Source organism: Salininema proteolyticum (assembly GCF_042685645.1).
GTDB classification, from domain to species: Bacteria; Actinomycetota; Actinomycetes; order Mycobacteriales; family Micromonosporaceae; genus Salininema; species Salininema proteolyticum.
Genome location: NZ_JBHUNX010000001.1, coordinates 3,444,910 through 3,464,721 on the forward strand (window position 1 = coordinate 3,444,910; position 19,812 = coordinate 3,464,721).

Here is a 19,812-nt window from a genome sequence, read left to right on the forward strand (position 1 = left end):
GGCCTAGCGGGTCCCCGCCAGGCGGTCCACGACGGCGCCCAGCATGACGGCGCCGACGACCGCGCCGTTGCGCTCCACGAGCGCGAGATGGGCGCCCTGCGCCTGCATGAGGTCCAACGCGTCGTCCAGAGCCGTGTCCGTCGCGAGGGTGGACAGGGGCCGCATCCTCGACGCCGGGATCGGTTCCCCGGCCTCCGACGACGGAAGACTCAGCAGGTCTTTGAGGTGGATATAGCGGGTCATGGACCCGTCCGCCCCGAACACCGGGAAGCGGGAGAAACCGGTCCGCAGGAACTCCTCCTCGGCCGCCTCCGGCGTCGCCCCGTGCGGAAGGACGGCCAGTTCCTCCAGCGGAACCAGCGTGGACGCCACCGTCTCCCTGTCCATGTCCACAGCAGTGGTCAGGAGACGCCGCTCCTCCTCGTCAAGCAGCCCCTCTCGGTGGGACTCGGCGATGAACGCCGACACCTCTTCGGCGGTGAACGCGGAGGCCACCTCGTCCTTGGGCGACACGCGAAGCATCCGCAGCACGAGGTTGGACAGCCCGTTGAGCAGCGCGATGAACGGCCGCAGCAGGAACACGATCCCGTACAGGACCGGTCCCAGCGCCATCGCCGAACGCTCCGGCCCCGCGATGGCGATGTTCTTGGGGACCATCTCCCCCAGCACCATGTGCAGGAAGACGACGATGCTCATGGCGATGGCGAACGCGATGCCGTGCAGCGCGGCGCCGGTGATGCCGACGGCCTCCATGGGCTTCTCGATCAAGTGGGCTATGGCCGGCTCGCCGACGGCGCCGAGGCCCAGGGAACAGGCCGTGATGCCCAGCTGCGCGCCGGCCATCATCAGCGACACCTGTTCCAGGGCCTTGAGGGTCAGCCGGGCGACGCGCGAGCCCTCGGCGGCGCGCAGCTCGATCTGCGAGCGCCTGACGGCCAGGAGCGCGAACTCGGAACCGACGAAGAAGGCGTTGCCCGCCAGCAGGACCACGGTGAAAAGAACGGCGTACAGGTCATTCATCGGGGTCCTCCACCGGTTCCACTCGCTCCACGACCACCTGTTCGGCACGGTGGTCGCTCACCGACTCCACGGTGAAGCGGACCGCGACAGGGCGCGGAAGGCCGCTGTCATCGGCGCGGTCGACGTCGAAGGCGTCCACGGTGACCTCGTCCCCCTGTTCGGGAAATCTCTCCAGCCTCTCGGTGAGCAGACCGCTGAGGGTGTCCGACTCCTCGCCCTCGGGCAGCCGGAGCCCGGTGGCCTCGCCGACCTCGTCCGGGCGCATCATCCCCGGCAGCGACCAGCGCCCGCCCTCTAGGCTACGGACAGCGTCCCCGACGGGGTCCTGCTCGTCGGCGATGTCGCCCACGACCTCCTCGATGATGTCCTCGAGGGTGACGATGCCGTCAGTGCCCCCGTACTCGTCCACGACCACGGCCAGGGCGATCCTCTCCCGCAGCTGTTCGAGGACGGAATCGAGCGGCATCACCCCCGGCAGCGACCTCACCGGAGCGGCGATGTCGGCGACACCGGTCGTAGACCTCTCCCCACGGGGCACGGTGAGCGCCTGTTTGAAGTGCACGACCCCGATGATGTCGTCGACCGTCTCGCCCACCACAGGGAAACGGGAGATACCGGTCCGGGCGGCCAGGTCGAGGATGTCGGCGGCGCTGTCGTCGGCCTGGACGAAGTGAACCCTGGGCCGCGGGGTCATGGCGTCCGAGGCGGTGCGCTCCCCCAGAGCGACCGAGTGTGCGACCCGCTGGGCGATGTCCCCTTCGAGCAGGCCCTGGTCGGCCGACCGCGAGGCCAGCGCCGCCAGCTCCTGCGCCGAGCGGGCCGAGGCGAGCTCCTCCTTCGGCTCGATGCCGAGACGGCGCACGATGGCGTTGGCCGTCCCGTTGAGGAAGGCGAGCAGAGGCCTGCTGACCCAGCTGAAGGCCCGCTGTGCGCCGGCGACGGCGCGGCCGACCCTGACCGGCTCGGCGATGGCCCAGTTCTTGGGAACCAACTCCCCGAACACCATCTGCGCGGTGGTGGCGATGAGGAACGCCGCGGTGACCGACACCGCGAGGGCCGTGCCCTCCGGCAGGTCCAGCGCCCCCAGCCCTCCCCTGAGGAGCGTCGCTATCGACGGCTCCGCGATGGCGCCGACGACCAGGCTGGTGACGGTGATGCCCAACTGCGCGCCCGAAAGCTGCGTGGACAGGGTCTTCAGGGCCGACCTCACCGAGTCAGCGCGGCGGTCGCCCTCGTCGGCCATGCGGGCGATGGTCGGGCGGTCGACGGTGACCAGGGCGAACTCGGCCGCCACGAAGAGCGCGTTCGCCGCGATGAGAACCACGACGAGGGAGAGGAGAATCCAGGCCTCGGTCACTCGGTCCCCACCGGACCCGAGTCGCACGCCATGGTCGAAGGTTCGGTCGGCGCTGCTCCACAGCGCCTCCTACTCAGGGGATCAGCGTCCATGGAATGGAATTGTAAGCGCGGGCCCACTCCAGTGCGCGGGGAGGCGGCGAAACTGCGTTCGAACCGTCCCGGCCGCCGCCCCACGGCTCGTGGCCGCGCCGCCGTTCCTGTGGGAGGCTGGGGACATGAACCGACTCGGGAAAGCCAGCTCGCCGTACCTGCTCCAGCACGCCGACAACCCCGTGGACTGGCGGCCGTGGGGACAGGAGGCCCTGGACGACGCCGCCTCCCACGACCGCCCGCTCTTCGTCTCCGTCGGCTACTCCACCTGCCACTGGTGCCACGTCATGGCGCACGAGTCCTTCGAGGACGACGAGGTCGCCGCCTACCTCAACGACCACTTCACCTCCGTGAAGGTCGACCGCGAGGAACGCCCCGACGTCGACGGCGTCTACATGAGGGCCACACTCGCCATGACCGGCCAGGGAGGCTGGCCCATGAGCGTCTTCGCCTTCCCCGACGGGACGCCCTTCTACGCCGGCATGTACTTCCCCAAGCCCAACTTCCTCCAGCTCCTCCGCGCCGTCGTCACCGCGTGGGAGGACAAGCGCGAGGAGCTGCGGCTCCAGGGCGCTGCCATCGTGCAGGCCTCCGCCACCGGCGGGGCCGACTTCGCCGACGTCACCGTCGCCTGCCCCCTCGACGGCCCCTGCCCGCCCGCTCCCCCGATCGACCGCGACCTCGTCGACAACGCCGTCACCGACCTCCTCGACCAGGCCGACCCGCAGTTCGGCGGATTCGGCGCCGCACCGAAGTTCCCGGCCGTGCCGATGCTCCGGCTGCTGTGGGAGTACGACTCCCCCGAAGCGCGGCGCACCGTCGAGTTCGCCGCCCACCAGATGGCCGCCGGCGGAATGCGCGACCAGCTCGCCGGCGGGTTCTCCCGCTACTGCGTCGACCGGGACTGGACCGTGCCGCACTTCGAGAAGATGCTCTACGACCAGGCCGAACTGCTCGACCTCTACACCGAGCTGGGCGAGGAGGAGATCGCCTCCGAGACCGCTGGATTCCTCGCCTCCCACTTCGCGACCGGCGAGGGCGCCTTCGCCGCCGCCTTCGACGCCGACACCGAGGGCGAAGAGGGCCTCACCTACGTCTGGACCGAGCCCCAACTGCGCGAAGTCCTCTCCGAGGACGACGCCGACTGGGCAGCGCGCACGTTCGGAATCTCCGACGCGAGCCCCAACTTCGAGGACGTCGCCAACGTTCCCACGCTCCGCCGCGGCGTCGACGACCCCGAACGCCACCGCCGCGTCCGCGACGCGCTCCTGGCCGCCCGGGACCAACGGCCGCAACCGCACCGCGACGGCAAGGTCGTGACGGCCTGGAACGCCCTGGCCGTACGCTCGCTGCTGCGCTACGCCGCGAAGTTCGACCGCCCCGACGCCCGCGAGCGGGCGCTCACCGCCGCGCGGTTCCTGCGCGAGAACCACTTCGCGGACGGGCGCCTGAAGCGCACCAGCCTCGACGGCAGAGTCGGCGACAACCAGGGCGTCCTGGAGGACTACGCCGCGCTCGCCCTGGCCGCCTTCGACATCGGCGGCGAGTGGACCGAGTTCGGCAAGGTCCTCCTCGACCGCGTCGAGACGCACTTCGCCGACGGCGAGGGCGGGTTCTTCGACACCGCCGACGACGCCGAGCGGCTCGTGACGCGCCTGTCCGAGATCCACGACGGCCCCACCGCCTCCGGCTGGGCGCTCGCCGCCGAGGCGTTCGTCAAGGCCTGGAGTGAGACCGGCGAGGAGCGCTACAAGGACACCGCCTGGCGAGCGCTGGCGCGCGTCAAGCCGCAGATGGAGGCCAACCCGCGCTTCACCGCCGGGTTGGCCCTGGCTGCCTTGAAGTTCCAGCGGCAACTCGGTTCGAGGGAGTAAACGCTCCGGCCGCCTCTCCCGTATCACGCGTCCGCCGAGGTCGCTGCGGCTGTCGGCGGGCCGGTAATCCCTTCGGGCGTCCCCGTCCGGCCTTGCCGACCAGCAGCGCCGTGCACGACGCCATCGCGGCGGGTACTCCGAGGAGGAGCGTCAGCACCGCCGCCGCCCTGAACACGCCGTTCTCGACGTTCAGCGCGCCGGTGAAGTAGATCAGGCAGGCCGCGGTCATCAGTCCGGTGACGGCGGCGTGCTGGACGGCGAAGCCGGACCACGACCTCTTCTCCTTGGGAGTCTTGGCCATGTACAGCAGGCCGCCGACGGGAAAGACCGAGACGGCCGCCGCAACGGTCATACCGGCCGTGATCGCGGCGGCCGCGAAGAAACTGAAAAGGGAGGACACCCTCAGAGTTCTACCAGAACCTCCGAGAGGTCCTTCTTCGTGATGTCCGGGACCGTCGCGTCCTCGGCCGGGCGCCCCACCGGAACGACCACATAGGGCCTTTCGTTCGCGGGGCGGCCCAGGATCGGGCCGAGGAACTTCATCGGGCTCGGAGTGTGCGTCAAAGTCGCCAGGCCCGCCTGGTGCAGGGCCGCCAGCAGGAAGCCCACCGCGATGCCCACCGACTCCTTGACGTAGTAGGGCCGCGGCTCGGTCTCGCTCTTGTGGACCTCGAAGACCACGATGAGCGCCGGAGCCTTCTCCAGGAAGGGCTTGTGCTCGTCGGTCGCCAAGGGCGCCAGCGCCTCCAGCCACTCCTCCGAGGCGCGGCGGTGGTAGAACTCGCGCTCCTCGGCCTCCGCCTCCTCGCGGATGCGGCGCTTGAGGTCCGGATCGGTGACCACGACGAACCGCCACGGCTGCAGGTTCGCTCCGGAGGGCGCCGTGGCCGCTGCGGCGACGGCCTCGCGGACGACGGCCATGTCGACCGGCTCGGGCGAGAACTCGCGGACGGTGCGGCGCTCGGCCATCACCTCGTGGAACTCCCGGGCTATCTCCACGGCCCGGTCGGGCTCTATGTCGAAGCGCGGGGCGGGACGCGTGGGGTACGCGGTCGTGGCCACAGGGGTCTCCTCTCGGCCTGGATCTGGACTCACGCGCATACCCTACCGTCGATACATCGATCGGGCAATACCCACTGTTTCAGTCCTTTTCGGAAGTGAGCAACTGCTCGGCCGCCAGGTCGCGGTAGAGCTTGTCCTCCTCCAGCAATTCCTCGTGAGTCCCCATGGCGCGGACCCGACCGGCGTCCATGACGACGATCCGGTCGGCGCTGGTGACCGTCGAGAGCCGGTGGGCCACCACGATGACGTTGGTCTGCTCCGCCGCGTCCATCATGGTCTGGCGCAGGGCCGCCTCGTTGGCCGCGTCGAGCTGCGAGGTCGCCTCGTCCATCAGCAGGAGGCGCGGGCGGCGCAGCAGCGCCCGGGCGATGGCGATGCGCTGCCGCTCGCCGCCCGACAGCGTCAGGCCCCGGTAGCCGACCAGCGAATCGATGCCGTCAGGCAGGCGCTCGACGAGCCCCGAGAGGCGGGCCCGGCCGAGAATGTCGTGGAGTTCCTCGTCCGTGGCGTCCGGGGCGGCCATGATCAGGTTGTCCCGCAGCGTGCCGTGCAGGACTGGCGCGTCCTGCTCGACGTAGCCGATGGTCCGGCGCAGGTCCCCCAGAGGCCAGTCGTCGACATTGGTCCCGTCGACCAGCACCCGCCCGGAGTTGACCGGGTAGAACCGCTCGATCAGCGAGAAGACCGTGGTCTTGCCCGCTCCGGACGGGCCGACCAGGGCGGTGAGGCCCTTGCCGGAGGCGGTGAAGCTGACGCCGTGGTGGACCTGTTCGAGGCCCTCGTCGTAGCGGAACTCGACGTCGTCGAAGACCACCGCGGCAGGTCCGTCGCCGGCCGTCCTGCGGCCGTGGTTCAGGTCCTCGGCGTCCAGGTCGGCGACCTCCTCGACGCGGCGGACCGCCGCCAGCCCCGTCTGCAGCTGCGACAGCGCCGCTGTGAGCGAGGTGATCGGCCCCATCAGGTAGAAGAGCATGAGCAGGAAGCCGATCAGCGAGGAAATGGTCATGTCGCCGGTGGCGACGCGCGAGCCGCCGACGCCTAGCACGATCAGGAAGGCGATGTTGACCGGCAGGAACGCGAGCACTCCCGCCAGGGCCTCCCATACGGCGACCATGACGCCCTTGTCGCGGGCTCGGATCGCGGCCTCGTCGAGCTTCCCGATCTCGTGCTCCTCCGCTCCCGAGGCCTTCACGGTGCGGAAGGCCGTGAAGATGCGCTCCAGCACGGCGCCCATCTGCCCGAGGGCCGTCTGAGAGGCCTCCGTGGCTTGGCCGATGCGCGGCATGACGAACAGCATGACCACGGTGACCAGCAGGGCCATGGCCAGGGTGATGCCGAACAGGACGATGTCGATCCACGCCATGACGACCAGTCCGCCGACGAGCATGATGAGGCCGGTGACGCCGCCGATGACGGTCGTGCTGGCGACCGTCCGCAGCAGGTTCGTGTCAGAGGTCAGGCGGGAGACCAGGTCGCCGGGCTTGAGGCGGTCCACTTCGGGGACCTTGAGGTGGACCAGCTGCGAGACGAGGCGGCGCCGCACGGTCAGGATGATGTCCTGTCCGGCCCGCTGCATGATGTAGGGCCCGAAGGCCTCCAGGACCGCGCCGGCGAGGACCGCCGCCGCCAGCAGGACGAGCAGGGTGCGCAGGCTCCCGCCCTCGCCGAGCGTCTCGATCAGCTGCATCGCGATGATCGGCTGCACGAGCCCGAGGATGCTGCCGAGGAAGGTGAGCGCCCCGCCGACCAGGAGCGCCTTGAGGTGGAACCGGGCGTAATACCAGAGTCGGCTGATCGGCGCCTTCTCCGCCGGCGCAGCGTCCGGTGCCCCCTCTTCGGGGCGCGCTGAATCTACGGCCGTGTCAGCCATCTTCTACTCCGTGGTGTGTTCAGGTGTTCCTTACGGTGGTGTTCCCTCCAATCTAGCCCGCCGCGCCGACAAGGGCGTCCTACCGGGGACCGATTCGGCGGCTAAGCCTCCTGGCGCGCCTCGTCGGCGATGACGACCTTCCAGGGGCGCGTACCGATCCACAGCGCCACCGGGACGACGACGACCAGGGACAGGCCGAACTCCACGTCGGAGGCGGCGATCATGGCGAACATCAGGAAGGCCCCTCCGGTGAGCGCGTGGATCGACCGGGCCCGCATGGCCTCGTCGACCTCGGCCATCGCCCTGTCCTCGCCGCCGATCTGCCGCCGGTTGGCGACGAACCAGACGCCGAATGCCCAGATCCCGGCCACGGCAAGTGTGGGGCTGGGGAACTCCGGTATCGCGAACAGCGCGGCGGCCAGAGTAAGCGCGTAAGTCCAGGGAGCTTGGTAGGAAAAGATGCTGCGGCGCCCCGAGGGCACCAGGATCCAGCGTCGCCGGAGCCGGTAATCCAGGGACAGCTCGGCGAGAACCGCGCCGGCCCACCAGGCGGGGAAGACCAGGATGAAGAAGAAGTCGGAGGCCTCGCCCTCGCCGATGGCCGCGAGGGCCAGGCAAAGAAGCGGCGGCACGGCCCTCCACAGGCGACGGTGCTCCAGGTAGTCGGCCGCCAGGCGGTGGCTCCAATAGCTGTACTCGATGTCCTGCATGCGGGCGAATTCGCGCAGCGGGAAGGTCAATGACCGGGGGATGTCACTCATAGTTCCAGCATGGCCGCTGTTCGCCACAAGCCGTTGCGGGAACGGCGGAGGTTCCGGGGGCGGCGACACCGCCCCCGGAACCTCACCGGTTCAGAACAGGGTCTCCCCTGCCCATCCGCCCTCTTCGCACCCCGGCGGGATCGCGAAGACGGCCGAACCGACCGGCGTCGTGTAGTTATTGAGCAGGTCGGACTCCGCCAACCGCTCCTGGATCACCGTGAACTGCTCCAGATCGGCCTGGTAGGAGGCGAACAGGAGACCCGTCTCGCTGGTGCCCTCGGAGGTCGGGCCGTCGTCGTAGTTGTACGCGCGACGGTAGATCTTCCGGCCGTCGGGAGCCGTCGAGCGCCGGACGTGCGCGTTGGGAGAGATGACCTCCAGGCCGTTCTCCTTCGCCTCCAGGTCCGGGTCGTCGGACTCCTTCCCGCCGGTCAGCGGCGCTCCGTCGGCCAGGCGGCGGCCGACGTGGACCTCCTTGGAACCGACGTCGAGCTTGTCCCACGTCTCCAGGTCCACCCGGATCCGCCGGAGCGCCAAGGTGGTCCCGCCGGCGAACGGCCCGGACCCTCCGGCCCACACCGTCTCGCGGAACTCCTCGCTCCCCGGGCGCGGATTGGCCGACCCGTCGAGCTGTCCCATGACGTTGCGCTGCGTCTTCTCCGGCTCGACGACGCCCGCCGAGTTGCGGAACCCGCGCTGGACCCACCGGACGCCGAGGAACGACCGGGAGTCCTTGAGCAGCATCCGCTGGGCGTGGGCGACGGCCATGAGGTCGTCGGCGCACACCTGGACGAGCAGGTCCCCGCCGCTCCACCGATCCTCGAGCCGGTCGATCGACTCGTAGGCGGGCAGCCCGGCGAAGTTCTCCGGCATGGCGTCCTCGCGCCCGAGCTTGGCGAACAGGCTCGGGCCGAAGCCGAAAGTGACGGTCAGGTTCGACGGCAGCTCCGCCAGCTCCGGCTCGGTGTCGGCCAGCGGCGCCCGTCCCTGCGTCAGGCGGGCGGCGTCGTCGGTCAGCAGCCGCATAATGCGCGCGAACCGGTCGGCGTCGGTGCCCTTCTTCAGGTCCAGGGCGAAGAACAGGCCGTGCGCGGGAGGAGGCGTCTCCACCCCCGCCTGGTGCTCGCCGTAGAACGGGACCGTCGCGGTGCCGACCTCCGGCCCGCTGTCCGGTCGTTCCGCGTCGAGCGCCAGGGCCGTCCCGCCGACGCCGAGGGCCGCACCCCCGGCCACTCCGAAGGCTCCCGCCGCGATCAGTCCGCGCCGGGATATTCCCTTGTCGCCCATGGGATCAGTTCCCCGATCCGCTCTGGTACTCCTCGTCGGCCCCCGCGAAGTCCTTGACCGGCGCGGTGAACTCGAGTTCGGAGCCGTCCTCCAGGTCGAGGGTGACGACGACGTCGTCGCCCGCCTGGAGCTCCTCTCCCAGGTCCATGAGCATGATGTGGGCCCCGCCGGGCTCCAGCGCGAACGTCTCGCCGGCGGCGAGCTCGATCCCGTCGGCCATGGGCCGCATGACGGACTGGCCGTTCTCGTCGACGGTCTCGTGCAGTTCGACCATTCCGGCGACCTCGCTGGAGGCGCCGGTGATGTGGACGTCGGAGCCGGTGTCGTTGACGATCTCGCCGAAGGCGGCGACCATTTCGCCGTCGGTGGCCTTGACCCAGGGGTCGGAGACGGTCAGCGCGTCCCCGTCCTCGGCGCCGCCCTCGTCGTCTGCGCCGCAGGCGGCCATGCCGAGGACGAGGAGTCCGGCGGTGGACACGGCGGCGGTCTTGCGCGCCCAGGGCAGGGCGCGGTTCGGAATTGGCATTTGATGGATCCTTCTTCGTTGCCTTGAAACAGGTGAATGACTGTTCGCCCGGCTAAGCGGGCGCGGCGGCGGAAGGCGGCCCCCTCAGGGGCCGGATCGAGGTCAGTTCGACGGTGACGCAGCGGCCCCGGCCGGAGTCCGGAAGGACCCGGACGAGCCGCGGCAGCATCGGACGTCGCCCCAGGTAACGGCAGGTCCAGAGCAGGTCGGTGAACACGGCGGCGACCAGGTCGAGGAACCCGGCCAACCCGGTCTCGCAGCGGTGCAGCCACGCCGCCGAGGCCAGCGCGGCGAAGGCGTGGACGGAGAGCATCCCGGCGCCGGACCCGTGGTGGGACATGCCGTGGGCCGCTCTGCTCGCCATGTCGTGCCCGGCGGGCATCTCGGCGGCACCCATAGAGAACAGGTGGTGCAGACCGGCCTGCGCCGCGAAGCCGCAGGCGACGATGAACCGCAGGCTGCGCTGTGCTCCGGCGGCCAGGTAGGCGAGCGCGAAGACGGCGGCCCCGGCCAGAGCCAGAACGCCGGCCTTCACGGGCATGCCCCCGGCGGCGACGTGCAGGACAGCGGTGACCGACACGCAGACAAAGGCGAAGGTGCCTGCGCGCAGGAGTCGGAACGGGCGCTGCCCCACGTGCATGCTTCGATGGTGTCACCCGGCCGGGCTCCGCCGGGGCGCCGGATCCGCCGTAGGGACGCGCATCGCAGTGTCTCGAGGCGGACGGGCTCGGCCTTTTTGGAACGGTCGGTGTGGGGCTTCGACCTGGAGTTCTACCGCCGGTTCCGCTCTCCCGCGGCGCTCGCCGCGAGCCGGCACGGCCGTTGCGGTCCTCGTCCCGGCTCCGGCCGGTGTCGAGTCCAGGGGCGGCGAAAACCGATTGTGCCGTGGCCCGCGCCACTCTAGCCTCGGAGGCGAGGATGCCTGTGGCGTCCGTTTCATGTCCGACGTAGAGGAGAAGGATGAATCCAGCAGTGTCCATGATCGGCGCTCTCGCCGAGGAGGAGCGTCTCAGGGTCTTCGGTCTCATCGCCGCGCGGGGCGACGAGGGTATCGGGGCGGACGAGCTGGAACGGGCCCGTCCCGGTGCCGCGCGTCTGCTGAAGCAGCTCGTCCAGTCGCGGATGGTCGTCTCCGAGGAGGGGCGCTGGAGGGTCGACCGCGATCGCCTGCGCGCCACGGTCAAGAACGCCCGGCCGGACCGGAGCGCTCCGACGGGGACGGAAGAGCTTGCGAACTTCTACGAAAGCGGTCGCCTGCGGCAGATCCCGGTCAAGCGGGACATGCGGGTCCGGCTCCTGGAAGACCTCGCGAAACGCCTATTCGCCCAGGACGCGGAGTACGCCGAGAAGCAGGTGACCGAGCGCCTCCTCTCGGAGTTCGACGACCCGGCGACCCTGCGCCGGTATCTCGTCGACGAGGGGCTGCTGGACCGCGAGCCCGACGGCTCCGTCTACCGGCGGCGAAGCTGACCGGTGGGCCGGTAGGCCCTGCCGGTACGATCTAGGAGGTCTGCCTGTGCCCGAACAGAAGAGCGGAGTACCCCATGCCCACTCGATCGACTTGCCTCGTCCTCCTCGTCGAAGGAGCCGGCGATGAGAGGCGCCTGTTGCTGGGGCGCAAGCAGAGGGGCTTCGGCTCGGGGAAGGTGGTGGCGATCGGCGGCCACCTCGAGGACGGAGAGTCCGCCGTGGGCGCCGCCGTGCGCGAGACTCGGGAGGAGACGGGCCTGGTCGTCAAAGAGGCGGCGTTGAGGCAGGTGGCGTCCATCGAGTTCCGTTTTCCGGCGAGGCCGGAGTGGGACCTGGACTCCACGGTGTTCGCTTCCGGGGAGTTCGAGGGCACGCTGCGTCCGTGCGAGGAGATCGTGCCGGAGTGGGTGCCGGTCGGGGCGCTGCCGCTGGAGTCCATGTGGGCCGATTCGCGGCACTGGCTGCCGCCGGTCCTGGCGGGAGCCCGCGTGCGCGCCCGGTTCGTGTACGGCGACGACTGCGAGACCCTGGCGGACATCCTGATCGAGCCGCTGTTCCCCGATTCGCTGTGAGGCCGCGGGCGTCCGTTGACGCCCACGGCGGGGCTTCGGGGCGGGCCGGAGGCCTCCGGCGTCGTTCGAGAACCGGTGCCCGATCGGGGATCGGCGCCGAGCGGTGACACCGCTGCGGCGCCGGCGCCCGTCAGAGGCCGGTCGGCTGCCCCGGGTAGCAAAGCTCGCAAATGTCGAGGATCTTCTCGCGCAGCCGCCCGTTCATCTTCTCGAGCGGACCGGTGTTCATGCCGTCGCCGCCCATGCCCTGCAGCTGCTTCTGCATCTGGAGGAAGTTCATGTTCAGTTTTCCGGCCTGGACCGCCAGCTCGGTCAGCGAGCGGACCTTGGCCGCCATCTCCTGCCGGTTCGCCTCCGTGGCGTGCTGGAGCAGGCGCACCTCGGCGTCGCCGGTCGCGACCTGGTGGACCAGTGCCTGGCTGTAGGTGTCGAGTTCCCTGTACAGTTCCGGTGCCGACATGAGTCCCGCACCCCTTCCGTTTCGGCTTGCCCCAACATTACCCGAGCGGTGCCGACGGCCTCTCGGGTTCCCCGTCCGTCGGCGATCCGACAGCGCGCCGCGCCGTGGAGCGGTTCCGCCCCGCGCCCGCCGCACCGCATTATGGTGCTGGCCGAGTCCATCGAGGCCAAGTCCATCGAGAGAAGGGAAGCGTGTGCGCGCCATCGCGACGACGACGATTGTGCTCCTGCTCGGGGCCCACACCTCGTGCGGGCCCGGCGACGACTCCGACCCGGAGCCGCTCTCCGGCGATGCCGACGCCTCCGCCGAGCTGGCGGGTGTCGGAGAGGCCCACGGATCGGGCGTCGCCGAACTGGTCCTCGGCGACGGAACCGAGGTGTCCCTGTCCGTCGCCGGGCTGGATCCCGACACCGCCTACATCTCGCACCTGCACGACAGCGGTTGCGGCCACGACCCGCCCGGAGGGGAGCACTGGCTCGCCGACCCTGCCGAGGGCATGGGCGAGGACAATGAGATCCACCTGTCCCTGACCACCGACGGTGACGGGTCCGCCGTGGAGACCGTCTCCAGCCCGAACACCGCCGACGAACGAGTCAAGTCCATTGTGGTCCACATTGCCGACGAGGGCGATCACGACCACGGAGGGTCGGGCGACCGGGTCCTGTGCGGGGACATTGAGTTCTCCTGAGTAGTACCGATACCGGTCCCGGAGGGCTGGGACGGCCCGGCTACATTAGACGGGTCGCCCGCCCGACCTGACCAGGAGTACCATGCTCACCGTCTTCCGCAGGACGTACACGTTCGTCTTCCGCTACTGGGCCCTCGTCGCCGCCGTTATGCCGGCCATCGCGGGCGTCCTCATCTTCTTCAGCGGATTCCCCGGCGACAAGGAAGTGCTCATGTGGCGCGGGCAGGAGGTCCGTGCGAACGACGTGTGCGAGTTCGAGGTCAACAGCGGATACAGCACTGGGGCGTTCGAGCTTGAGAAGCCCTGCAAGGAAGTCGGCGAGAAAGAGACGGTCTACAAGAGCTGGGACCGGGAGAAGCTCGTCATCGGGCCGATCCTCTTCGCCTTCGGCACGACGATGACGCTGTGGTGGCTTCACCGTGCCCGCAAGAGGCGCCGCAACAAGCAGCGGCCGACGACGAACATCCATGACCGCGTGGCACCGCCGAGGTCGCCGGGATTCGACGGAAGCGGAAGCGTGCCGCCGCCGGTCGCGCCCGGATTCGCCGATGCGGGACACCTCCCGCCGCCCGTGGCGCCGGAGTTCGGCGGCACGGCAGGCGCTCCAGGACAAGTGCGGGGAAACAACGGCGCCGGCGGCGTTCCCCGGCGGACAACGGGAGACAGGGATACGGGCCATCCGCAGCGGTGAGCGATGGAGCCGAGCGCCCTCGGTCCTGATCCCCGGCAGGCGAATCCTGCGGGCCAACGGCCCGCGAGCGCTGAAGCGCCCGGATACGACGCGAGCCCAGAGCTCCGACACTCGTTCCCGCCGCTGATCGCCCCAGGGCGCCCTACGCCTGAAGCCCCAGGGCCAGCGGATGCACCGCCGTCGCTCCCGCCTGCCGCAGCAGCCGGGCCGCCACCGTCGCCGACCAACCGCTGTCGAGGAGGTCGTCGACCAGCAGCACACTCGCCGGCGGAACCTCGAAGTCGACGCTGAAAGCGTCGAGCACCTGCCGGAGCCGCTGCGCGCTATTGGACCGCCGCGCCTCCGGAAAGCGGTCCGGACGCCCCAGGCTGCCCAGGTAGTCCATGCGGCCGAGCGCCGCCAGGCGCTTGGCCAGGCCGTCGACCATCATCGGACGGCTGAGGGACCCCATGGACACGACGGCGGAGGGCCGCTCGTCCCAGTCCCAGGAGGCGAGCACCTTCACCAGCGCGGCGAACACGTCCTCCGGCACCTCGCGGTCGGCCCCGTCGGACAGCAGCTCGCGCAGCGGCCCGCCCCAACCGATGTCGGACAGCCGGGCCAGGGCCCGCCCCGACTCCGCCCGCACTTCGGCGGGTATTTTGCCGCGCAGGTCGATACCCATCGCCTGCATCCCGGTCGGCCACATCTTCTTCGGCGCGAAGGCCACGCCGGGGCGCGACAGGGCTGTGGAGGCCTGTCCGACCGATTCGGCCGACACCTCGGCCTCGAACCGCTCTCCGGTGCAGTTGTCGCAACGCCCGCAGGCCACTGCCGCCTCGTCGTCGAGCTCGCGCCGCAGGAACTCCAGCCGGCAGCCCTCCGTCGCCGCGTAGGCGAGCATGCGCTCCTGCTCGTGCTTCCGCGTCGCCGCGACCTTGGCGTAGCGGGCCGCGTCGTACTCCCACGGCCGACCGGTGGACTCCCAACCGCCCTTGACACGTCGCACGGCGCCGTCGACGTCGAGCACCTTGAGCATCATGTCCAGGCGGGAGCGCCGGAGGTCGACCCGCGGCTCCAGGGCCGCCGTGGACAGCGGCCCGCCGGCCTCGGCCAGGGCCTCCAGCGTCCGGCGGACGGCGTCCTCGGCGGGGAAGGACAGCGAGCCGAAGTACTCCCAGATCGCCTTGTCCTCCGCTCCCGGCATCAGGACCACCTCGGCCCGGTCCGTGGCACGCCCGGCGCGCCCGATCTGCTGGTAGTAGGCGACCGGCGAGGACGGGGCGCCGAGGTGCACGACGAAGCCCAGATCGGGCTTGTCGAAGCCCATGCCGAGCGCGCTGGTGGCGACCAGCGCCTTCAGGCGGTTGCCGAGCAGGGCCTCCTCGCGGTCGAGCCGCTCGGCGTTGTCGGTGCGGCCGGTGTAGGAGGCGACGGCGTGCCCGCGCTCGGAGAGGTAGGCGGTCACCTCCTCGGCGGCGGCGACGGTCAGGGTGTAGACGATGCCCGAGCCGGCGAGCTTGTGGAGCTGTTCGTCGAGCCAGGCCATGCGGTGGGCGTTGTCGGACTGGCGCACCACCGACAGGCGCAGCGACTCGCGGTCGAGGCTGCCGCGCAGCACCAGGGTCGGGCTTCCCTCCCGGTCGAGCTGCTCGGCGACGTCGGAGCTGACCCGCGCGTTGGCGGTCGCGGTCGTGGCGAGCACCGGGACAGTGTCGGGCAGGCCGTCGATGAAGGTCGCGATGCGGCGGTAGTCGGGCCGGAAGTCGTGGCCCCAGTCGGACACGCAGTGGGCCTCGTCGACGACGAGCATGCCGCAGCCGGAGGCCAGCTTGGGAAGCTGGTGGTCGCGGAACGCCGGGTTGTTCAGTCGCTCGGGGCTGATGAGCAGGACGTCGACCTCGTCGGCGGCGATGGCCTCGGCGATCGAGTCCCAGTCCTCGAGGTTGGCGGAGTTGATGGTCCGCGCCCGGATGCCGGCCTTCTCGGCGGCCTCGATCTGGTTGCGCATCAGGGCCAGCAAGGGCGAGACGATCACGGTCGGGCCCGCTCCCCGGCGCCGCTGCAGGGCGGTGGAGACGAAGTAGACCGCCGACTTCCCGAACCCGGTGCGCTGCACCAGTAGCACCCGGCGCCCGGAGGAGTCCGTCAGCGCCTCGATGGCCCGCCACTGGTCGTCGCGGAGGCGCGCGTCCTCGCCGGCGAGCGCGCGCAGCCGTTCCTCTGCCTCTGCCCTGGTTACCGTCATGGGGACTGTTCTACAGCATCCCTCCGACAGTCGGCGGTCGGCCGCGCGGGAGGCGGGCCGGGCCTCGTCGCGGCGACCGCGCCGAGGCTGTGGGCGTCCTCGGACGGGCTCGTGCGGGACAACGGCGACCGAGGTGGACGGCCGTGGACGGGCCCGCCCGATACGACGGTGCCGGGGAGGGACCGCCTAGCATCGACCGGGGGCGGGTCGTCCCGGCGGCGGCCGAGTGCGGCCGTGCCGCTAGACGAGGGCCGAGCCCTCCTTCCAGGAGTCGAAGTCCATCTGCCAGAACGACCAGCCGTCGTCCCAGGGCAGCGGCCTGCCGGTGTTGACGACCTCGATGGGGTCGCCGCGGCGGCTGTTCTCGTGGAACCACTTGGCCCGGTCCGGCATGAGGTTGAGGCAGCCGTGGGAGACGTTGCGCTTGCCCTGGTCGGACTCCGACCACGGTGCGGCGTGCACGTAGATGCCGCTCCAGTTCATGCGGGTGGACCACTCCACGTCCAGGTCGTAGTACTCGGGGTGGTCCTCGGGGAGGTCCGGGATCATCCGCACAGTACCCTCGTGGACCATCACCAGGTACACGCCCTCGGGGGTCAGGAAGCCCTCTTTGCCCCCGCTGGTGGGGTAGCTGCGGTCGAGCGCCCCGTCGATGAAGATGTCCATCTGGTGCGTGGCGAGGTCGGTCTTGGTGATGAACTCGCGGCCGATCTTCAGGTCGACGGTGTAGGACTCGCCGCCCCACTCGTCGTTGCCGATGTAGGCGCTCTTCAGGTCGGCCGTGAAGGTGACCTTCTGGTGCGGCTTCCAGTACTCCTCGGTGCGGTAGACCGCCCGCGTCTCGCCGATCCAGCGCCAGGCGCCCTTGTGCTCGTGCTCGGACTCGACCCTCAGCAGCTTCTCCACGGCCTTCTTGTCGGGGGCGGGCTTGTTGAAGTCGACGATGATGGGGGCTCCGACGCCGACGAAGTCGTCGCCGGTCGGGGTGACGTCGACGACGGTGAAGTCGCCGGTGTCGACCGATCCGGTGGTGAAGGCCTGGGTGAACTCGCCGGCCTTGTCGTCCACGCTGGTCGCCTTGGCGGTCACTGTGTACTCGTGTTCGGCGAGCATGACGCCCTTGGACTTCCATTGCGTCGCGCCGTCGTCGAGGTCTCCGTCGACCTCGTTGCCGTCCGCGTCGGCGACGGTGACGGAGTCGAACTGGCCGTCGACCACGTCGACGGTGAAGGTCTCCGCCGGGTGGATGCCGTCGAAGACGGTCGTGGTGAAGGTGGCGTACTTGGGGGGCGGGGTGTAGGTGGCCGTGGGTTGCGACTCCTTCGCGGCCGCGAACGCTCCGATGCCGGCGCCCGCCGCCACTCCCGCGCCGACGATGGCGGCGCCCGTCAGGGCGCGGCGGCGGTTCAGGTTGCGGCCGGTGTCGGGCTCCGCGGGAGCGGGATCCTGCGTCTGCGGTGGGGTCTGGTCCGATTCGCCATGAGTCGCCATGGTGTTCCTCCGGGGTGTGGTCCTGATCCGAGATGTCCGGCTCGTCGCGGGCACGCCTCGCTTATGAACTCAACGTTCGAGGGCCCCTCCCGGTTGCCCTCTCCCGCAGAAAGACTCCGCGCCCTGATTCTCAGTATAGGGTCGCGATGCCACTGGTGGATACGCCGTCAGCGGAAGGGAGTCCAAGCCTTTGCCGTTTCGTTGCGAAGCGGTGACCGAAGGCCCTCCCCGCTAGTACATATCCGGAATACAGTGTACAGCCGTGCGGATACCGCGTCGAGAAGGCGGGAGGCGTCGTCCGGCACCGGGGGAATGGTCTTGCGGCCCACCGGAGGCGGCGGTCACACCGGCGTCTCCGCCCTCACTCCGGGCGGGCGCCTTCCCAGGCCACCGCGGCCGCACCCGCCTCTGAGGCGGACTTCACGGCTCCGTGGAGCGGCTCACCGCAGGCCAGGGCCGCCGCGAGCGCGCCGGTGTAGGCGTCGCCGGCCCCGGTCGTGTCCACGACCGCCGCCGCCCCGGTCGCGGAGACGCGGAACGTGCCCTCCGCGTCGGCCGCCGCGCTGCCGTCCGCCCCGAGCGTGACGACCACTGACCGCGCGTTCGCCGCCGCCCGAAGGCGTTCGGCGGTTTCCTCGGGGCGTCCGCCGGCCTCGCCCAGCAGGGCGGCGGCCTCGTGTTCGTTGACCACCAACGGATCGGCCCCGGCCGGGATCTCCGACAGGGCCGGAGCGGGGGCCGCGTTGTGAACGAATCGCGCGCCGATCGCGGTGGCGGCCGCGGCGGTGTCCCGGATCGCGTCGGCGGGGATCTCGGCCTGGGTGAGGACGACGGCGGCACGCACGGAGCGGTCCGGCGCCGTGACGCGGGCGTTGGCGCCGGGGTCGACGACGATGGTGTTCTCCCCGTCGGCGGAGACGGTGATGAGCGCGGTCCCGGTGCGCTCTCCCGGCACGGTCCGCAGGAGGCTCACGTCGACGCCGCTGGCTCGCAGGTCGGCGCGCTGTGCCTCTCCGGCCTCGTCGTCGCCGACGGCCCCGACGAGGGCCACCGTCGCTCCCGCGCGGGCGACTGCGGCGGCCTGGTTGGCGCCCTTTCCTCCCCCGGAGACTCCCGCCCCTTCGGCCAGGACGGTCTCCCCCGGTCCGGGCAGGCGCCGGACCGAGACCTTCCGGTCCTGGTTGACCGATCCCGCCACGATGACATCGACGTCCACAACGCTCTCCCTCCGGTTCACGGCGATTCCCTTCCGCCACATTAGTCCGCCGGGCCCGCCCGCGCGCCCTCCGGACGGTTCCGCCCGCCGCCGTGACGTTTGTTACTCACCAGTTGGACCAGTGCCTCCCCCGGTCTCCCCCGTGGAGCAGAATCACAGGCGAAGCCTGCGCAGGGTCCGCCGCCCCACCAGATCGAAGGAGATCCCATGAGCGACGCCGAAGCCTATTTCGTCCGCCTCGGAGAGAACGCCTACCGGCCCACCGAACTGACCAGCGGCGCGTGGAACCCGGCCGAGCAGCACATCAGCCCCATGAACGGGCTGATCACGCACGCCGTGGAGCGGTACATCGCCGAACGCGGGCCCGACGGCATGGAGATCGGCCGGATCAGCATCGACATCCTCGGCGTGCTGCCGCTCGACCCCTTCGAGATCACCGTCGACGTGGTGCGCCCGGGACGCACCATCGAGCTGCTCGAGGCCACCGTGGTCTGCGGGGGCCGTCCCGCCGTCCGCGCCCGGATCTGGCGCTCCTCGGTCAATGACACCGAGGCCGTCGCCGGCGGGGCGGCCGAGGCCCTGCCCGCACCGGAGACCGTCGAACCCTGGACGGACCTGGCCGAGGCCTGGCCCGGCGGCTACATCCAGTCGCTCGAACTGCGCCCGACCGCGAAGCCGCGCCCGGGCCGGACCACCGCCTGGATCACGTCCCTGGCCGACCTCGTCGAGGGGGAGAAGGTCAGCGACCTGGCCCGCCTGACCGGGCTCGTCGACACCGCCAACGGGGTCGCCCCGCGCGTGTCGGCGAAGCAGTGGATCTACCCCAACCTGGATCTGACGATCCACTACTTCCGGCGGCCCTCGGGCCAGTGGCTGGGCCTGGACACGAGCGTCGTCTTCGGCCCGGGCGGCCAGGGGGTCACCTCCACCGCCCTCCACGACGCCGACGGGCACGTCGGGTTCGCCCAGCAGACGCTGACCATCCGGCCGCGCTCCTGACCGGCCCAGGCCGACCACGCTTCCGACCGGCTCCGGCCCCTGACCGGCCCAGGACGACAACGCCTCCGCCCGGAAAGGCGTTTGTCCACTCGCGCCGACGTGATCTAGAGTTGCCGACAGACCAGTGCGGCAGGAAGGATCCACCGTGT

Annotated in this window: 19 protein-coding genes; 6 read left to right on the forward strand and 13 right to left on the reverse strand. The window is 70.6% G+C overall.

The annotated features are described in order from the left end of the window. Positions 1 to 3: 3 nt before the first annotated feature. A complete protein-coding gene (locus ACFTE1_RS15935) occupies positions 4 to 1,020 on the reverse strand; it encodes a hemolysin family protein (RefSeq protein ID WP_380621328.1) in 1,017 nt (338 codons plus the stop codon). After that, the gene (locus ACFTE1_RS15940; protein WP_380621330.1) at positions 1,013 to 2,377 is read right to left on the reverse strand and encodes a hemolysin family protein; all 1,365 of its coding nucleotides are present in this window, start codon (positions 2,375 to 2,377) and stop codon (positions 1,013 to 1,015) included. The genes ACFTE1_RS15935 and ACFTE1_RS15940 overlap by 8 nt, the downstream gene beginning before the upstream one ends. A 217-nt stretch (positions 2,378 to 2,594) precedes the next feature. Between ACFTE1_RS15940 and ACFTE1_RS15945 the strand changes: the two genes are divergently transcribed. Next, the gene (locus tag ACFTE1_RS15945; protein WP_380621333.1) at positions 2,595 to 4,343 is read left to right on the forward strand and encodes a thioredoxin domain-containing protein; all 1,749 of its coding nucleotides are present in this window, start codon (positions 2,595 to 2,597) and stop codon (positions 4,341 to 4,343) included. On the opposite strand, the gene ACFTE1_RS15950 is transcribed toward ACFTE1_RS15945, so the two are convergent. The 7 genes from ACFTE1_RS15950 to ACFTE1_RS15980 form a co-directional block, all read right to left on the reverse strand. Next, a complete protein-coding gene (locus tag ACFTE1_RS15950) occupies positions 4,282 to 4,743 on the reverse strand; it encodes a hypothetical protein (protein WP_380621335.1) in 462 nt (153 codons plus the stop codon). The genes ACFTE1_RS15945 and ACFTE1_RS15950 overlap by 62 nt on opposite strands. Before the next feature lie 2 nt (positions 4,744 to 4,745). After that, positions 4,746 to 5,444: a nitroreductase family protein gene (locus tag ACFTE1_RS15955; RefSeq protein ID WP_380621337.1), complete on the reverse strand. Its 699-nt coding sequence runs from the start codon at positions 5,442 to 5,444 to the stop codon at positions 4,746 to 4,748. Positions 5,445 to 5,484: 40 nt separating this feature from the next. Continuing rightward, a complete protein-coding gene (locus ACFTE1_RS15960) occupies positions 5,485 to 7,275 on the reverse strand; it encodes an ABC transporter ATP-binding protein (RefSeq protein WP_380621339.1) in 1,791 nt (596 codons plus the stop codon). Positions 7,276 to 7,376: 101 nt separating this feature from the next. After that, positions 7,377 to 8,036, reverse strand: coding sequence for a hypothetical protein (locus ACFTE1_RS15965; protein ID WP_380621341.1), 660 nt, complete (start codon positions 8,034 to 8,036; stop codon positions 7,377 to 7,379). A gap of 90 nt (positions 8,037 to 8,126) precedes the next feature. Beyond that, entirely contained in the window at positions 8,127 to 9,323 is a 1,197-nt protein-coding gene (locus ACFTE1_RS15970; protein ID WP_380621343.1) for a Dyp-type peroxidase, read from the reverse strand. 4 nt (positions 9,324 to 9,327) lie between these two features. Then, the gene (locus ACFTE1_RS15975) at positions 9,328 to 9,849 is read right to left on the reverse strand and encodes a copper chaperone PCu(A)C (RefSeq protein ID WP_380621345.1); all 522 of its coding nucleotides are present in this window, start codon (positions 9,847 to 9,849) and stop codon (positions 9,328 to 9,330) included. Positions 9,850 to 9,901: 52 nt separating this feature from the next. Beyond that, a complete protein-coding gene (locus tag ACFTE1_RS15980) occupies positions 9,902 to 10,489 on the reverse strand; it encodes a hypothetical protein (RefSeq protein ID WP_380621347.1) in 588 nt (195 codons plus the stop codon). Positions 10,490 to 10,809: 320 nt separating this feature from the next. On the opposite strand from ACFTE1_RS15980, the gene ACFTE1_RS15985 reads away from it, so the two are divergent. Together ACFTE1_RS15985 and ACFTE1_RS15990 are read left to right on the forward strand one after the other, a co-directional pair. Continuing rightward, the gene (locus ACFTE1_RS15985) at positions 10,810 to 11,319 is read left to right on the forward strand and encodes a DUF2087 domain-containing protein (RefSeq protein WP_380621349.1); all 510 of its coding nucleotides are present in this window, start codon (positions 10,810 to 10,812) and stop codon (positions 11,317 to 11,319) included. 74 nt (positions 11,320 to 11,393) lie between these two features. Further along, on the forward strand, positions 11,394 to 11,891 hold the full coding sequence (locus ACFTE1_RS15990) for an 8-oxo-dGTP diphosphatase (protein ID WP_380621351.1): 498 nt from the start codon (positions 11,394 to 11,396) through the stop codon (positions 11,889 to 11,891). A 130-nt stretch (positions 11,892 to 12,021) separates the two neighbouring features. Here the strand turns inward: ACFTE1_RS15990 and ACFTE1_RS15995 are convergent, their stop codons facing one another. Next, positions 12,022 to 12,351: a hypothetical protein gene (locus ACFTE1_RS15995; protein WP_380621354.1), complete on the reverse strand. Its 330-nt coding sequence runs from the start codon at positions 12,349 to 12,351 to the stop codon at positions 12,022 to 12,024. Between the two features lie 193 nt (positions 12,352 to 12,544). Here ACFTE1_RS15995 and ACFTE1_RS16000 point away from each other — a divergent pair, with 193 nt between their 5' ends. Together ACFTE1_RS16000 and ACFTE1_RS16005 are read left to right on the forward strand one after the other, a co-directional pair. Continuing rightward, entirely contained in the window at positions 12,545 to 13,039 is a 495-nt protein-coding gene (locus ACFTE1_RS16000) for a hypothetical protein (RefSeq protein ID WP_380621356.1), read from the forward strand. Between the two features lie 82 nt (positions 13,040 to 13,121). After that, positions 13,122 to 13,730: a hypothetical protein gene (locus tag ACFTE1_RS16005; protein WP_380621358.1), complete on the forward strand. Its 609-nt coding sequence runs from the start codon at positions 13,122 to 13,124 to the stop codon at positions 13,728 to 13,730. 142 nt (positions 13,731 to 13,872) lie between these two features. On the opposite strand, the gene ACFTE1_RS16010 is transcribed toward ACFTE1_RS16005, so the two are convergent. The 3 genes from ACFTE1_RS16010 to ACFTE1_RS16020 all read right to left on the reverse strand — a co-directional run bounded on the left by ACFTE1_RS16010 (position 13,873) and on the right by ACFTE1_RS16020 (position 18,664). After that, positions 13,873 to 15,957: a RecQ family ATP-dependent DNA helicase gene (locus ACFTE1_RS16010; RefSeq protein ID WP_380621360.1), complete on the reverse strand. Its 2,085-nt coding sequence runs from the start codon at positions 15,955 to 15,957 to the stop codon at positions 13,873 to 13,875. A 240-nt stretch (positions 15,958 to 16,197) separates the two neighbouring features. Then, entirely contained in the window at positions 16,198 to 17,448 is a 1,251-nt protein-coding gene (locus tag ACFTE1_RS16015; RefSeq protein ID WP_380621362.1) for a L,D-transpeptidase, read from the reverse strand. A gap of 361 nt (positions 17,449 to 17,809) precedes the next feature. Continuing rightward, positions 17,810 to 18,664: a PfkB family carbohydrate kinase gene (locus ACFTE1_RS16020; RefSeq protein WP_380762779.1), complete on the reverse strand. Its 855-nt coding sequence runs from the start codon at positions 18,662 to 18,664 to the stop codon at positions 17,810 to 17,812. A gap of 207 nt (positions 18,665 to 18,871) precedes the next feature. Here ACFTE1_RS16020 and ACFTE1_RS16025 point away from each other — a divergent pair, with 207 nt between their 5' ends. Then, entirely contained in the window at positions 18,872 to 19,663 is a 792-nt protein-coding gene (locus ACFTE1_RS16025; RefSeq protein ID WP_380621367.1) for a thioesterase family protein, read from the forward strand. Positions 19,664 to 19,812: the final 149 nt, after the last annotated feature.

Bases quoted from the DNA above. Each gene is read 5' to 3' on its own strand.
- ACFTE1_RS15935 (WP_380621328.1), bottom strand. From the start codon at position 1,020: ATGAATGACCTGTACGCCGTTCTTTTCACCGTGGTCCTGCTGGCGGGC.
- ACFTE1_RS15945 (WP_380621333.1), top strand. From the start codon at position 2,595: ATGAACCGACTCGGGAAAGCCAGCTCGCCGTACCTGCTCCAGCACGCC.
- ACFTE1_RS15955 (WP_380621337.1), bottom strand. From the start codon at position 5,444: ATGCGCGTGAGTCCAGATCCAGGCCGAGAGGAGACCCCTGTGGCCACG.
- ACFTE1_RS15960 (WP_380621339.1), bottom strand. From the start codon at position 7,275: ATGGCTGACACGGCCGTAGATTCAGCGCGCCCCGAAGAGGGGGCACCG.
- ACFTE1_RS15965 (WP_380621341.1), bottom strand. From the start codon at position 8,036: ATGAGTGACATCCCCCGGTCATTGACCTTCCCGCTGCGCGAATTCGCC.
- ACFTE1_RS15970 (WP_380621343.1), bottom strand. From the start codon at position 9,323: ATGGGCGACAAGGGAATATCCCGGCGCGGACTGATCGCGGCGGGAGCC.
- ACFTE1_RS15975 (WP_380621345.1), bottom strand. From the start codon at position 9,849: ATGCCAATTCCGAACCGCGCCCTGCCCTGGGCGCGCAAGACCGCCGCC.
- ACFTE1_RS15980 (WP_380621347.1), bottom strand. From the start codon at position 10,489: ATGCACGTGGGGCAGCGCCCGTTCCGACTCCTGCGCGCAGGCACCTTC.
- ACFTE1_RS15985 (WP_380621349.1), top strand. From the start codon at position 10,810: ATGAATCCAGCAGTGTCCATGATCGGCGCTCTCGCCGAGGAGGAGCGT.
- ACFTE1_RS15990 (WP_380621351.1), top strand. From the start codon at position 11,394: ATGCCCACTCGATCGACTTGCCTCGTCCTCCTCGTCGAAGGAGCCGGC.
- ACFTE1_RS15995 (WP_380621354.1), bottom strand. From the start codon at position 12,351: ATGTCGGCACCGGAACTGTACAGGGAACTCGACACCTACAGCCAGGCA.
- ACFTE1_RS16005 (WP_380621358.1), top strand. From the start codon at position 13,122: ATGCTCACCGTCTTCCGCAGGACGTACACGTTCGTCTTCCGCTACTGG.
- ACFTE1_RS16010 (WP_380621360.1), bottom strand. From the start codon at position 15,957: ATGACGGTAACCAGGGCAGAGGCAGAGGAACGGCTGCGCGCGCTCGCC.
- ACFTE1_RS16015 (WP_380621362.1), bottom strand. From the start codon at position 17,448: ATGGCGACTCATGGCGAATCGGACCAGACCCCACCGCAGACGCAGGAT.
- ACFTE1_RS16025 (WP_380621367.1), top strand. From the start codon at position 18,872: ATGAGCGACGCCGAAGCCTATTTCGTCCGCCTCGGAGAGAACGCCTAC.